Source organism: Prevotella veroralis DSM 19559 = JCM 6290 (genome assembly GCF_000377625.1).
Taxonomy (GTDB): domain Bacteria; phylum Bacteroidota; class Bacteroidia; order Bacteroidales; family Bacteroidaceae; genus Prevotella; species Prevotella veroralis.
In genome coordinates this window covers 1-12,405 of the sequence record NZ_KB898345.1, presented here as the reverse complement: position 1 = coordinate 12,405, position 12,405 = coordinate 1, and the positions used below count along the sequence as shown (strand labels likewise).

Annotated in this window: 18 protein-coding genes; 8 read left to right on the top strand and 10 right to left on the bottom strand. The window is 46.6% G+C overall.

Going from position 1 to position 12,405, the window contains the following annotated elements; all coding sequences use genetic code 11:
- The 8 genes from D464_RS0112140 to D464_RS0112100 form a co-directional block, all read left to right on the top strand.
- The coding region (locus D464_RS0112140; RefSeq protein WP_018911601.1) for a site-specific integrase at positions 1-1,199 on the top strand (1,199 nt) is incomplete at its 5' end.
- Positions 1,200-1,235: 36 nt separating this feature from the next.
- Complete coding sequence (locus D464_RS0112135; protein WP_018911600.1) at positions 1,236-1,703, top strand: DUF1896 domain-containing protein; 468 nt, start codon at positions 1,236-1,238, stop codon at positions 1,701-1,703.
- A gap of 140 nt (positions 1,704-1,843) precedes the next feature.
- A complete protein-coding gene (locus tag D464_RS0112130; protein ID WP_007367138.1) occupies positions 1,844-2,191 on the top strand; it encodes a hypothetical protein in 348 nt (115 codons plus the stop codon).
- Positions 2,192-2,552: 361 nt separating this feature from the next.
- Positions 2,553-2,984, top strand: coding sequence for a hypothetical protein (locus D464_RS0112120; protein WP_018911599.1), 432 nt, complete (start codon positions 2,553-2,555; stop codon positions 2,982-2,984).
- Positions 2,985-2,989: 5 nt separating this feature from the next.
- Entirely contained in the window at positions 2,990-3,400 is a 411-nt protein-coding gene (locus D464_RS0112115) for a PcfK-like family protein (RefSeq protein ID WP_009347098.1), read from the top strand.
- Between the two features lie 4 nt (positions 3,401-3,404).
- Positions 3,405-4,679, top strand: a complete 1,275-nt coding sequence (locus tag D464_RS0112110) for a PcfJ domain-containing protein (protein ID WP_018911598.1) — start codon at positions 3,405-3,407, stop codon at positions 4,677-4,679.
- Between the two features lie 24 nt (positions 4,680-4,703).
- The gene (locus D464_RS0112105) at positions 4,704-4,958 is read left to right on the top strand and encodes a hypothetical protein (RefSeq protein WP_013671942.1); all 255 of its coding nucleotides are present in this window, start codon (positions 4,704-4,706) and stop codon (positions 4,956-4,958) included.
- An 11-nt stretch (positions 4,959-4,969) separates the two neighbouring features.
- Positions 4,970-5,188 (top strand): hypothetical protein, encoded by a 219-nt coding sequence (locus D464_RS0112100; protein ID WP_013671943.1) that lies wholly within the window; start codon positions 4,970-4,972, stop codon positions 5,186-5,188.
- Positions 5,189-5,691: 503 nt separating this feature from the next.
- Here D464_RS0112100 and D464_RS0112095 read toward each other — a convergent pair.
- The 10 genes from D464_RS0112095 to D464_RS14030 all read right to left on the bottom strand — a co-directional run.
- Positions 5,692-6,198, bottom strand: a complete 507-nt coding sequence (locus D464_RS0112095; protein ID WP_018911597.1) for a glycoside hydrolase family protein — start codon at positions 6,196-6,198, stop codon at positions 5,692-5,694.
- A gap of 11 nt (positions 6,199-6,209) precedes the next feature.
- Positions 6,210-6,668 carry a DUF3872 domain-containing protein gene (locus tag D464_RS0112090; RefSeq protein ID WP_018911596.1) on the bottom strand — a complete coding sequence of 153 codons (459 nt, stop codon included), beginning with the start codon at positions 6,666-6,668 and terminating at the stop codon, positions 6,210-6,212.
- Between the two features lie 12 nt (positions 6,669-6,680).
- Positions 6,681-7,271, bottom strand: a complete 591-nt coding sequence (locus tag D464_RS0112085) for a conjugal transfer protein TraO (RefSeq protein WP_018911595.1) — start codon at positions 7,269-7,271, stop codon at positions 6,681-6,683.
- Entirely contained in the window at positions 7,265-8,215 is a 951-nt protein-coding gene (gene traN / locus D464_RS0112080; protein WP_026284700.1) for a conjugative transposon protein TraN, read from the bottom strand. The genes D464_RS0112085 and traN overlap by 7 nt, the downstream gene beginning before the upstream one ends.
- Before the next feature lie 49 nt (positions 8,216-8,264).
- A complete protein-coding gene (gene traM, locus D464_RS0112075; protein ID WP_018911593.1) occupies positions 8,265-9,536 on the bottom strand; it encodes a conjugative transposon protein TraM in 1,272 nt (423 codons plus the stop codon).
- Positions 9,529-9,831 carry a hypothetical protein gene (locus tag D464_RS12805; RefSeq protein WP_025068482.1) on the bottom strand — a complete coding sequence of 101 codons (303 nt, stop codon included), beginning with the start codon at positions 9,829-9,831 and terminating at the stop codon, positions 9,529-9,531. Before D464_RS12805 ends, traM begins: the two co-directional genes overlap by 8 nt.
- 11 nt (positions 9,832-9,842) lie before the next feature.
- A complete protein-coding gene (traK, locus tag D464_RS0112070; protein WP_018911122.1) occupies positions 9,843-10,466 on the bottom strand; it encodes a conjugative transposon protein TraK in 624 nt (207 codons plus the stop codon).
- A 51-nt stretch (positions 10,467-10,517) separates the two neighbouring features.
- Positions 10,518-11,555: a conjugative transposon protein TraJ gene (gene traJ / locus D464_RS0112065; RefSeq protein ID WP_018911123.1), complete on the bottom strand. Its 1,038-nt coding sequence runs from the start codon at positions 11,553-11,555 to the stop codon at positions 10,518-10,520.
- 40 nt (positions 11,556-11,595) lie between these two features.
- Positions 11,596-12,225, bottom strand: a complete 630-nt coding sequence (locus tag D464_RS0112060; RefSeq protein ID WP_024985983.1) for a DUF4141 domain-containing protein — start codon at positions 12,223-12,225, stop codon at positions 11,596-11,598.
- Between the two features lie 27 nt (positions 12,226-12,252).
- On the bottom strand, positions 12,253-12,405 hold a 153-nt coding region (locus tag D464_RS14030), incomplete at its 5' end, for a TraG/VirB4 family ATPase (RefSeq protein ID WP_167319249.1).

Genomic DNA, 12,405 nt, shown 5'->3' with positions numbered 1-12,405 from the left:
ACCTACGCTCAAACTATGAGAACAAAGAAGGAAAGTCGCCTGTAATGCTCCGTGTATTCCTTAACGGAGAAATGGCAAATTTTGGCTCTACGAAAATTTTCGTGGATAAGACAATGTGGAATAATGCCACAAGCCGGCTTAAAGGTAGGACGGCAGAAAGTTTGTCCGTCAATGCCGCATTGGACTCTATTTCCACTACATTGAATGGAATTTACCGCAAGTTTGAGGATGACGAGTCCCTGTCATTGGAGAAAATCCGTTCTTTCTTTATAGGAAAAGACAGGGAGTACACAACTTTCCTCCCGGTATTCGACAAGTTCAACGAAGACATCAAGCAGCGTGTCGGACACACCATCAGCAAAGACAGTCTGCAAAAGTACAGTGTTTTGAGAAGACATTTCTCAGAGTTCCTTATCCATAAATATGGAAGAAAGGATATAGGACTGACAGAATTCACACCATCCGTGGTACAAGACTTTGAGTTATATCTGAGTACTGTGGCAGGCTGCGCTTACAATACGTCGGTCAAGAAAATGAAGGCTCTCAAAACCGTAACCATATATGCACAAAAGCGTGGCTATCTCCTTCACGACCCCTTTCTCAATCATCGTTTCCACTTGGAGCCGGTAAACCGTGGTTTCCTCACGGACGAAGAAATCATGAAGATAGCCAACAAGGATTTCGGCATCCAGCGTTTGGAACTGGTAAGGGACGTTTTCATCTTCTCTTGCTTTACAGGGCTGGCATACATTGACGTGTCCAATCTCACACCGGACAACATCGTCACGCTCGATGACAAGCAGTGGATTATGACCAAAAGGCAGAAAACAAGCGTGGAAACAAATGTCCTACTTCTCGATATTCCGAAGCGCATCATTGCAAAGTATAGTGGAAAGACCTATCGGGATGGCAAACTATTCCCCATACTGACGAATCAGAAGACTAATGCGTATTTGAAAGAAATAGCCGACCTTTGCGGTGTCAAGAAGAACCTGACCTTTCACCTTGCCCGGCATACATTTGCCACCATGTCTTTGAGTAAGGGCGTTCCGATGGAAAGTGTGTCGAAGATGCTGGGACATACCAACATAAAGACCACACAGATTTATGCTCGCATCACCAACAAGAAGATTGAGCATGACATGGAACAGCTTGCCGACAAACTCGGTAAGTTCAACAAGGCAATGGGAATCCGATAATATAATAATGTATAACCCTAAAAATAAAAACGAACAATGGAAACGACAAAGAAAGAACTATCCTACTTCCGTCTGAAATTAGAGAACTATCTCGGTGAGCATTTCCCCGAAATGCTGAGTGACAAACCATTCATAATGGCAAGGTCTGATGAAGCACTTACCACCTACTGCGATGCAGTGGCACAAGGCTTCTCGCATCCCGAAGCTGAGAGTATGGCAAGCGAAGTGTTGTATAGAGGACTGCATTTCTCAAAGTACGACACGCTTGTATCTGTCTTGGAGAATGAGTTTGAGAAAGAACTGCCCTCCCCACTCCCCGAAAGACTATCCCCGATACTCCTGAAGAACAAGGCTGTGCAAAGCGTTTTCGACAAGTATGAACTCACGGACGATTTTGGCGCAAGTCCTGAGTATGAGAAACTCTACACCGAACTGACAGGTACAATCGTTCTGCTCATTGAGGTCAATGGTCTGCCAACGATAGGCGGTGAGAACATGACTTGATGCAGCACCATCGGGAGCTTTTGTAGTGTCAAGAGCCAAGATAAACGCTCCGCTCCACACGCCAAGAGTTTGTACCAACACTTGTCTTTGTGTAGCCTGCGCATCTTGTTATTGCTCTTGAACTATTCAAAGCTCCGATTATGAATACAATCATCATGAATCAAGATGTCCACACACCTGCCTTCATCAAGGCAGACGCATCGAACAAAAGCAATAACATCAAGCAGCAGCCGATTTCTTTCAAGCAAGTCCGCCGTTTCAGTTGGACACGCTTCATCGAACTGGTCATCCTGCTCTCCATCGTTATCGGTGTCGTTTGGCTTATCTCAAAGATAGTAACGCCACAGGTCGTTACCGCCGTGTCAGTCATTGCAGGCTTTCTGATACTGCGCTTTATTGTCAGAGTCATTCTCCAAGTTACCTTTACGCTGCTGAGCTTTCTCTTCTGGCTGGCGATACTCTGTGCCATCCTGCTTTGCGTGCTTTGAGAAGCACGACGATGTAATCTGTAAACACTTTCATTTATCCTTCATCAGGTGGTTATCTCGCATTTTGAGATAGCCACCTTTTCTGTTTTCCACTATGGGCGTTGCACTTTCGCTTCCTTTCCAATGCTCCACAATATGCGAAATGAAGAAGACGGATGCTGTTCCCTTTTTATCCGCAAAGGTAGTACGGGGCTTGTGGCTTTCAAAAGGTCAGTGCCGCTTGGTTTGTCTGGAAAATCTCCACACCTATGGGTAGTATTTTCCGCCAAAACCTTGTGCAAGCCTCGCCCCGCTACCTCTATTTTGCTACAAAAAGGAATCAGCATACTCCGATCTTTGGACGCATAAAAAAAATGTCGCTATGGATAAGCAAAAAGTAAATACAACATCTTCGATGAAAAGAAAAGGATATAGCTCCTCCTCTCATTACCGCATTAACTCTGTGGTTGGAAAAAGTGAGCAAGTGTTGGCAATTAAGTTTGTACAATGGGACGTTCCCCCTTTGGAGAGCCTTTGTAATAGCAAGGTTTATCTTCTTCGTCTGAAACTCAATTGTGGCGAACAGATGAGCCGTGAAGAGAAAAATTGGCTATGTGAAGCGGTGAACTCAAACACCTACTTCCGCACAGCCGTGCCCCTGCAAGGCTGGAGGTTTGACTTCTTCGATGTACTGAAGAAATACCTTATCAATCAGTACGGACAATGGACAGAGTATTATGCACCCGACAGAACAAGTCTAAGAGCCTACCTATATGGACGCATCAGTCAGATAGTAGAAATCCCAAAATACTAAGCAATATGAAAGGTACAGAACATTTTACACGGACAATAGCCGAATATCTTAATCAGCGTGCTATGGCAGACCCATTGTTTGCCCCTAACTTGATGAAACCTAACAAGAACATAGAAGATTGTGTAACCTACATCTTAAACGAGGTAAAGAAAAGCGGTTGCAATGGTTTCGACGACGATGAAATCTATTCTATGGCAGTGCATTATTTTGACACGGACAATATCAACATCGGCAAGCCTCTCAATTGTCATATCGCCGTAAACCACGTGGTACAACTCACAGAAGAGGAAAAGGCAGAAGCACGCAGGTGCGCCATTGAGCAATACCAACACGCACAACTTGCCAAGCTGCGCAACCACAGCGAGCCTACCAAGAAAGTAGAAACCAAGATTGTACAACCCTCTTTATTCGATTAAGACGATGAAACCGAGAAACAAATTTGAAAAGGCAGTTTTGGAACAAAGCAAGCATCTTCGCCCAATAACCAAGACACAGAGCAAATGGGCTTTCCGTGAGTGCATAGAGCACTTTGCCTACCGCTTGCCAAAAGGTCGCACCACTTGTATGGATTGTGGGCATAGTTGGATAATGAACAAACATAGAGAAACTTGCACTTGCCCTCATTGCAGGGCAAAGTTGCAGGTCAAGGAAACCTTTGAGCGTAAATTGCAGCAGAAGCGGTATTTCACCACGCTAACCGCTTGTGGAGAGTATCAAGTATTGCGTATGTTCCTCCTTGTTGTGGGAATGGAGAAAGGCTGCAAGGCAGAGCACTATGCGCTTGAAATCGGTCAGTATTGGTGGAACGCACAAGGACGAAAGACAATTGTTGCCGTTCAGAGAGTATTGGGGAGATACGTTGATACATTCTCCTATTGTGCACCTATGGCAATCCGCAACGACAACGAAGCCTACCGATATGCAGCCTATTCGCAGATATATCCCAAGTTCAAGGTTACGGACACACTCCGCAGGAATGGTTTTAAGGATGATTTTCACGACATTGCTCCGACAACACTCATTCCTGCATTGCTTTCCGACAGCCGTGCCGAAACATTGATGAAGTCAGGACGTACAGACCACCTGCGCTATTTTCTTGGCAAAAGAAGAGCGTTTGACGATTATTGGCAATCCTATAAGATTGCAGTCCGCAACGGCTACGATATAACGGATATTTCCCTTTGGTGCGACTATGTGGATATGCTCCGCAGACTGGGAAAGGACATACACAGCCCGAAATATCTTTGTCCTGCCGACCTCAGAGCCGAACACGACCGTAGGCATACGGAACTGCTCACGCAAAGAGAAAAGGAGGAACTTGCCAAGAAACAGCAAAAGGCGATGGAAAATGAAAAGCGTTTTCAAGAACTCAAATCCAAGTTCTTCGGCATCCATTTCACAGACGGAACAATCCAAGTCCATGTATTGGAAAGTGTACAAGAGCATCTGGAAGAAGCCGTATCAATGCACAATTGTCTATTTTCCAACGAATATTATCTTAAGGAGGACTCACTTGTCCTATCGGCTACCATTGAGGGCAAGCGGATAGAAACGATAGAGGTATCATTAAAGACATTGGAAGTGGTGCAAAGTCGTGGAGTGTGCAACAAGAACACGGAATATCACGAGCAGATAGTGAACCTTGTCAATGCCAACCACAAATTGATAAGGCAGAGAATGAAAGCAACGGCATAGTAAAATAATTAAATTATCAGAGAAATGAAAACAGAGATTGAAAACATTATCTATAACTGTGCGGACGAGATACCGCACATACTCATCAGGGTTATCAACGCAATAACCCTATCCGACAACGAGAAAGAGTTAAGGACGGCAATAGGCAAAATAGCCGAAGAAACAGAACTTGACAAGTTCTTTGCATACGGCTATGGCGCACATCATTTTTGGCTTGTACACCGCAAATTATCCAATGGAGAGCCAAAGGAATACAGATTATTAAAGGTTGAATTTTAAGATTGGAAATTATGAAGAAGAAACAAAGATTTTTGGTCTATACGCAATATGTTTTTGACGGCGTATTCGATGTTGTAGCAGAGAGCAAGAAGGAAGCACTGCAGAAAGTCCTGCAAAATTGTGGGTTGGTTATGGGTGGAAGCATTCACAGCACCTTACCCGATGATGAGATAAATTGGGCGTTTGACAGACACCCCAATAAACGAATAGGCAGAATAACGAAAGTGTAGAAACAGCACCTTGAATAAGACAAAGAGCCACACAAAACGGAAATTTGCGTGGCTTCTTTTCTTTTTCTTTAAACGAGCAGGCGACCAAAGAAAAGAAGCAAAAGAAAGTCTCAGAAAATCAAATACACAGTGTCACGTTGATGATGTTTTCATTTTACCCATAAAGTTAGTCTATTTCCGATTTTATACTTTAAAATAGAGGATTCTATTGTATATTGAGATAAAATTCTTATCTTTGCTATTATGAATTTAATTTTCGAATAGTCAACCCATCTTGAGAGAGGTAAAGATGGCGACTTTAAAAGCACCTCTAAATGTTCCATAGGCTTTGAGATGAGCGGAACAACATTTGTAAAGATGATTGTAATAGTGGGATTTCTCATATTATGCTTCCTTTAGCCAGGAGCATTAACATTTTTCCTGAAAATGCTACCCTTTATTACACATTGAAGACTAAGATTCATGAACAGGCAGTGCTGCTTTTGCGCTGCCTCTTTTTATAATTAGTGAATGAAGAACAGGGCAAATTCTACTTGCCTCCGCTTGACCAATCCTCTCACGACCTTTCCCTTGTATCGGCAGAATGAGACGTACTCCCGATAGATGTTTCTATCCCCTACCTCTATCTTTCGCAGCAGTCGGCTCTTGGGATGCTTGCCATAGCCAAGCAATCGCCCCACACCCACGTTGTAAGCAAGGAGGCTGAGCAGCAGGGCATCTTTACCATACCCTTTGAAGTGTTCAAAGCATTTCCATAGGTCAGCACGAAGCAGAGAGTCTGCCTGCCGTTCCGTCATATCCGCTGTGAAACGCTCTCCTGGTTGCAGCTGATGCCCATATCCAACATACGGATAATTCTTCCAGCCGTGCATACCCTCAAAGTATTTCACAAGAACTACTGCACGTTCAAAAGGTGGCAAGTCTGCCAGCCGCACCCTACGCTGGGCAAGGGTCGGCTGACAGAACAGGCAGAAGACACAAAGTAAAATGAAAGAATTTATCGTTCGCATCCATTATGTTCTTAGTGGCGAGAAGATGCAGGCTTGTCCTTGCCCTCTTCTCGCTCGTTGTTAAAACTAAAGGTCAGCTGCTGAACCCTGCCGAAATTATCCTCCACATATACATCAATCGTCTGGCGATCGGCTGACAGAGAAGTGTAATATAAGCGGAACACATCCTTGGTCAGCGGATAGCGGTCGTTGGGCTTGAAGATTGTACCGTTATCATTTCTTAGCAAGCCTTTGCCATCAGACTGGAAGTAACGTATCGTATAGCGAGTGTCGGCAAACTCACCGCCTCGTTTTAGCGTGCAGCGTATCTCAGCCGTCTGTCCCTTTATGATGTCCTTCTGAACCGGCATTGTCTCCACCGTAAACGGATAAGACTGCTGAACATCCAAATCCCTATCACAAGCAGATAGGCAAAACACGGCAAGGGTCAGCACTCCCATTACCCATATCGTATTCAATATCTTCTTCATCTTTTCTTCTACTTAAAAGTTAAACCTTAATCCTATAGAAACAGCAGGACGGAAGCGATGCACGTCCGTTCCAAAGAGGAAACGTCCCTGCGCCTTTACAAGAAAGAGAACCCTGTCCGTTAGGAACACTTCCACCGAACCATGCACGGTACCGCCATAGACAAAGCGGGAGCGGTCAAGCAGTGTCGCCCCATCGGGCAGCAGCTTTTTATCCTCGTTCAACTGCTCATAGCCACCCAAGGCGGATATGCCACCATAGAGAAACACGTTCTTTCCTCTATCAGAAAGAACAGGGTGCATATAGCCCACCTGCAAAAGTGCATCCTTGAGTTTTACGTTATAACTTCTGTACGGCATATTCTGCTGTTCATACTCTGCCATAACAAAAGTATAATTCTCACGTCCCAGATATCGGGTGAGTGATGCTCCCATGCCGAAATTGTCAGCTGCAAGGAACTTTTCTCCCTTAATAAGCGGAACACTCCCTACGACCTCTATTCCCCTTTGCTTGGGTATTAGTCGCTGTGCCTGCGATGGCAGACTGAAAGTCATGGCCACCGCAATGCATACTGTCAGAATGATATTGTTCTTTTTCATTACCATTTCAGTTTGAGGTTGTCTATCTTCTTTGCTATCTGCAGGTCTTCTGCCGTTACATGAAAGGTCAGTGTACGACCGCCATTCCTCTCATAGAGCGTCACTTCAAGCTGCTTGTCTTCTGCAAGAGAAAACTGTTCGAGCGCAAACACAGCGTGTTCACTGCCCATACCACGCACCTGCATCACCTGATGATAGGCACGAAGTGGCTGAAGCACCTGCTCTTGTATAGCGGTACGCTTTGCCATCTTCTTATCCACCACCTTAAACGTGATAAAATCCACCGAGTACGGCATATTCGTGCCGTTTTCCATACGAGTGTGGAAATACAGCAAGCCGTTATGGGCATACAAGCCACGAAGCAAGAACTTCATACCGAACTGCTGTGCACCGATGTGCTTAATGCAGCGTCTGTCATTCTGATAGATAGTCTGCATCATCAGCTTTACTAATACGGGCGACTCATTACCGAGTTCCTTGAAATAGATGTCGGCACGATTGCTTGGCAGTCTACCTTCCGTCGTGGAAAGAAAGTCTTTCATCTCGATGCTGAGTTTCTCCGGTTCATCAGCATACTTGACGTTGAAAGCATAGAAAGAGCCGTCCTCACAGATGACACTCATATTGGTTTCCGTCTCAAAGTCCTTCACCGAAGCCTTTACACGTAGTACGTTCTCTGCATCCTCTGCCTTTCCTGCGATGATGTTCTGTGAACCTAAGTCTACATAACGAATGGCAGAAGGGAAGATAAGATGCACAGTCTTGTCAAAGGTAACGTCCAGACCATACGGCAGTACGACACGCCCCGTTGGTATGGCACGGCTCATACCTTGAAAGAGTTCGCCCGAAGTAAGCGGACGGCTCGGTGTCAGACCATCATTGTTTTCCTGTGCTGTGGCTGTTGCTCCCACCATGGCAAGCATAGCCATTGATAAAATAAATTTCTTCATTGTTCCTTTTTTATTTGATGTTATTTTTTACTTATCATTTTCGATTGTTTTATTTGGACTGAACCAAGAAAAGGCGGTAGCCCCCTTTGAGCGTTACCTTGATGGTGCGCAGCTTCTTCTGAAGTAGCTGACTTGCACCCTGCATCACCCCACGGGCAGCCTCGGAGATAATCTGGTCCTTGGCAGAGGAAGCGAAGGTAAAGGATGTTCCCATTGAACCGCCGATGTTCGCCCCAACTTCCTTAAGCGCATTGATGTCCTCCGAACCTGGTATATACACACCCTCCTGTCCATCTGTATCGTATGCCGAAAGCTTGACGGCTATGATATGCCCGTCCACTTCTATGCTTTTGATAAGCAGGTGCATACGGTTACCCTCAATCTTAGCAACGGCTATGAGTCGGCTCTGTCGTGGAATACGCAAGCCCTGCACTTTGGCACTTTCAAGCAGACGGAGCACGACATTATCGCCCTCTTTGAGCGTCGTTGTCCTGTCCACCACCACTTTGAGTGTGTTGCGCATCGTGGGTGCAGCCGTGCTTGCGAGCGAGTGAAAGCCCAAGTTGCGTGCTTTCGTGCCATACTCCTTGATGAAGTCAGCGTCGCTCATCGGCTGCCCCAGTGAGGACACTACTTGTTTGCGTTCCGCCAAGATTTCCATTGCAGGCAAGTCGGCCGAACCTCCGCTTATATTACTGCCCATACTCTGACCTTTGTTCGTTGCCGTTTGCCCTTTACCCTCGGTAAAGTCATTACCCAAAGATGGTGGAACGGCAGAAGCCTTGGGAAGATACCTCGCTGCCATCTGATAGCTCTTTTCCATCAAGGCAAGCTGCCGTTTTTCTTCATTGTCCTCCTTGCTGTCTTTGGCAGAGAGTCCCTTTCTAAGGTTATCTATCTCCGAACGCAGGGCTTCACGCTCCTGCTCGTGCGGGTCGGGAGCGTAAAAGGAGTTCAAGAGGCGATTGTTCTCCTCATAGCGATGCATGGAGCTTTCTATCTTTGCCGTAGAAGCAGCTGTCTCTGCACGCTGCGCTTCTGATGGAGCAGTGTTCTGGGTGAAATAGTCCGATAGTCTGCCCATCTCCTCACGGGTCTGTTCCTCCTCGTGTGCCTTGTCGCCTAATTCGTAGGCTTTGAGCTTGTTTTCGGTGAGCTTTTCCGTCGTTGCCTGCGGGATGCTGTCATTGAGTCCCTGCTCCGCTGCAGTCTTATCCTTGCCCGAAGGCGCGAAGATAAACCACATCGAGAGGGCAAACAGCAGTCCCAGACCTCCGAAGACCAAGCCTTTCTTCATTTGTTCTTTCTGTTTATTATCCATTTTCTTTGATTGTTTGATGATGTTGTAGGTAAAAATTGCCGTGTAACTCATGTAAAGTACTGTCCGTCCGTATCGGACTGTCCGTCAGCTTTCCTGTGGGGATGGGTAGTTTCTCCTTCTTTGGAGGAAGGAAGAACTGCGCTATCATCCAAAGCGAGCAAAGCAGATAGATGAAACTCAGCCCATAGACGATTTCCTTTCTCTGCCTTATCGTGAGCCTTTCACACCGATGGCGGAGCCACAGATGAAAGCGCAGATAGTGGCGTGAGAGTAAAAAGTTCCTTTTCCTTGCCATAGCTTTATCATTTATCGTTTATAGGTCTGTATATCTCGGTTTTCCTTTACAAGGAAGTTCTCCATCAGGAAGCCCTGCGGATTGTTGTCCGAGCGGACGGAGTTCTGCAGCGTGCAGGTCGTAACAAGACTGCGCTCTGTAACATTACTCTGACGGACGATGAACTCCCGTGCATAGGTTGTTACCGCATAAGGGTAAGTATTAAAGTTGCAGTGGATAGAGTCCACCTCTATGCGCTGATTGACATTGCCCGATATGGCACGGTTATAATAGCCCTTCTCTGCCAAGTCTTTGTAATAGTTGAAAGCCGACTTGTCACACAGCACGAAGGCACGCTCCATATTCTTCTCAATGGCATCCTTGTCAGGCGCAATGGTAAAGAACAGCTCATGGAAGCGACGTACATGTTCCCTTGCCTCTACGGGACGGTTACGACTTGCATCCTGACTGAGGGCAAGCATGAGCGACTTTCCCTGGTCAAGCACATAGATTTTCTCCCGCTGCTCCTTGGCGAAGCTGTACGAGGCATAGAGGGCATAACCACTTACTGCCACGCAGACGATGGCAAAGACAATGGCGTAGAGCCTTATCTGTTTGAATGAGGTCTCGATATTTCTGAGTGATTTGAATTCCATTTCTTTATCATTTAAGTTATTGTTCTATCTCTAAATTCTCACGTCTAATCTCTATTTTCCTTTGAGCAATGCACCCTTGATACGTCCGATGGCATTGCCCGCAACGGCACCTGCTCCGCCTGCCAAATATTTACCGCCCGTGTATGCACCCTGTGCGCCACGTTGTGCGGTCTGATTGACATTCCGCCCGTAAGAGCCGATACCGCCTCCGGCTTCGATAATCCAGCCTGCAACCGTAGGTACGCAGAAGTAGCCCACGATGCCGATAAGGAAGAAGACGATGTAGTACCACGTCCCCGAATCGGGCAGATAGTTCGGATCGCTGAGTGCCTCGATGTCCTTCTGCACCATCAAGACCTGTATCTTGGTGAGAAGTGCTGTGAGAATACTGCTGACAGGCAGCCACAGGTATACAGAGATATAGCGTGAGAACCATGCTGTGAGCGAACCCGACAACCCGTCCCATACGGCAATGCCGAAGACTATCGGACCGAGAATGGCAAGAACGATGAGTATGAAGGTGCGCAGTGTGTCGATGATAAGCCCTGCAGCATGGAATAGGAGTTCTAAAAGGTCGTGTACCATCTTCATAATCCATTGCTTGGTCTGATAGGCAGCACGCTCGGCATACATACCCGCTATCGTCACGGCATCTTCAGGTCCGATGATGCCCATCTCCTCTATCTTTTGGTCGAACTTCTCGTTGGATACCAAGTAGGCTGTTTCGGGATTGCGCAGGTAGGCTTCCTCCTGCAGACGGTTACGTTTGGCGGTAAGCTCCGCCAAGTTGGTCTCCTGTTGGTGCACCATGCTTTCCGTTCCCTGCACTACGGGCGAGAGAACGGCATTCATCGTACCCAGTACGACTGTCGGGAAGAACATGATGCAGAAACCCAAGACAAAGGGACGGAGAAGGGGAAAGACGTCTATCGCCTCGGCACGGGCTATGGAAGCCCATACCCGAAGGGCTATATAAAAGAGTGCACCCAAGCCTGCAATACCCTTGGCAATGCCTGTCATCTGGGCGCAGAGCGGCATCATCTCTTCATAGGTTGAGTGGAGCAGCTCGTGTAAACTGGCAAAATCCATAAGCAAGTGTGTTTAGATGTATGAATAACCAATAACTTAATTACCAATACCTGCTTGCCGTATTGCCGTAGAGCGCCTTGACAGAGGCAAGGTTGTTCTTTTCCCTTGCACGCACATAGCTCACGGAGATGTTTTTCCTTGTGTAGTACGACACAAGTGAGCGGTTTTCCCTCAGCGTGGTATAAATACGATCGATTGCCTGCATACGCTCGTGGTCGTTCATCGAGAGAACACCCGACTTGACGATGGACTTGAGTTCCTTGAGACTCTCACCGCTCTGCTCCAGAAGCTTGGCATAGCCCGAAGCCATTGCAGCAAGTTCTGAAGGGCGGAAGTTCTTGTCCGAGAGCATTTTCTTATACGAGGTGACGTAAATCTCCGAGATGTCGCCCACCATCAGGATGCACTCCTTGACCTTGTAGGCATCTCCTATAAGGTTATTCACCTTCTTCAGGGCATCATAATACTTCTTGGTGTCGTTGTAGAGTTTCTCCACCTCCTTGAATCCGTCAAGGGTGTTCTTCACCGTCTTGGAGGCGGTGGCAATCTCCTTGACCGAATTGACGATGTTGCCGGCAAAATTGCCAGGGTCGGTTACAACCCACTGTGCGTGGGCTTTGGGAACAGAAAGGCTCAATCCTAAGAGAGCCATGAAAATGTACTTTTTCATTGTTACTATAGTTTTGATGGTTTGTACTTATTTCTTTTTATTGTTTCTTTTCTCTATGGCAAGCTGACGGATAGCCGTTTCGATATCACCACCGAGCTGTGCCGCCCTGTTCATTACCTCCACCTTCTCGGTTTCCTCCGTGGTGTAGGTCAGGTATTCCTCCATGCTCACTTCCGTGGC

What these genes read in the sequence shown, in the direction of transcription:
- D464_RS0112130 (WP_007367138.1), top strand. Translation starts at nt 1,844, where the DNA reads ATGAATACAATCATCATGAATCAAGATGTCCACACACCTGCCTTCATC.
- D464_RS0112110 (WP_018911598.1), top strand. Translation starts at nt 3,405, where the DNA reads ATGAAACCGAGAAACAAATTTGAAAAGGCAGTTTTGGAACAAAGCAAG.
- D464_RS0112060 (WP_024985983.1), bottom strand. Translation starts at nt 12,225, where the DNA reads ATGAAAAAGTACATTTTCATGGCTCTCTTAGGATTGAGCCTTTCTGTT.
- D464_RS0112105 (WP_013671942.1), top strand. Translation starts at nt 4,704, where the DNA reads ATGAAAACAGAGATTGAAAACATTATCTATAACTGTGCGGACGAGATA.
- traK (WP_018911122.1), bottom strand. Translation starts at nt 10,466, where the DNA reads ATGGAATTCAAATCACTCAGAAATATCGAGACCTCATTCAAACAGATA.
- traJ (WP_018911123.1), bottom strand. Translation starts at nt 11,555, where the DNA reads ATGGATTTTGCCAGTTTACACGAGCTGCTCCACTCAACCTATGAAGAG.
- D464_RS0112135 (WP_018911600.1), top strand. Translation starts at nt 1,236, where the DNA reads ATGGAAACGACAAAGAAAGAACTATCCTACTTCCGTCTGAAATTAGAG.
- traN (WP_026284700.1), bottom strand. Translation starts at nt 8,215, where the DNA reads ATGAAGAAATTTATTTTATCAATGGCTATGCTTGCCATGGTGGGAGCA.
- traM (WP_018911593.1), bottom strand. Translation starts at nt 9,536, where the DNA reads ATGGATAATAAACAGAAAGAACAAATGAAGAAAGGCTTGGTCTTCGGA.
- D464_RS12805 (WP_025068482.1), bottom strand. Translation starts at nt 9,831, where the DNA reads ATGGCAAGGAAAAGGAACTTTTTACTCTCACGCCACTATCTGCGCTTT.
- D464_RS0112090 (WP_018911596.1), bottom strand. Translation starts at nt 6,668, where the DNA reads ATGAAGAAGATATTGAATACGATATGGGTAATGGGAGTGCTGACCCTT.
- D464_RS0112115 (WP_009347098.1), top strand. Translation starts at nt 2,990, where the DNA reads ATGAAAGGTACAGAACATTTTACACGGACAATAGCCGAATATCTTAAT.
- D464_RS0112100 (WP_013671943.1), top strand. Translation starts at nt 4,970, where the DNA reads ATGAAGAAGAAACAAAGATTTTTGGTCTATACGCAATATGTTTTTGAC.
- D464_RS0112120 (WP_018911599.1), top strand. Translation starts at nt 2,553, where the DNA reads ATGGATAAGCAAAAAGTAAATACAACATCTTCGATGAAAAGAAAAGGA.
- D464_RS0112095 (WP_018911597.1), bottom strand. Translation starts at nt 6,198, where the DNA reads ATGCGAACGATAAATTCTTTCATTTTACTTTGTGTCTTCTGCCTGTTC.
- D464_RS0112085 (WP_018911595.1), bottom strand. Translation starts at nt 7,271, where the DNA reads ATGGTAATGAAAAAGAACAATATCATTCTGACAGTATGCATTGCGGTG.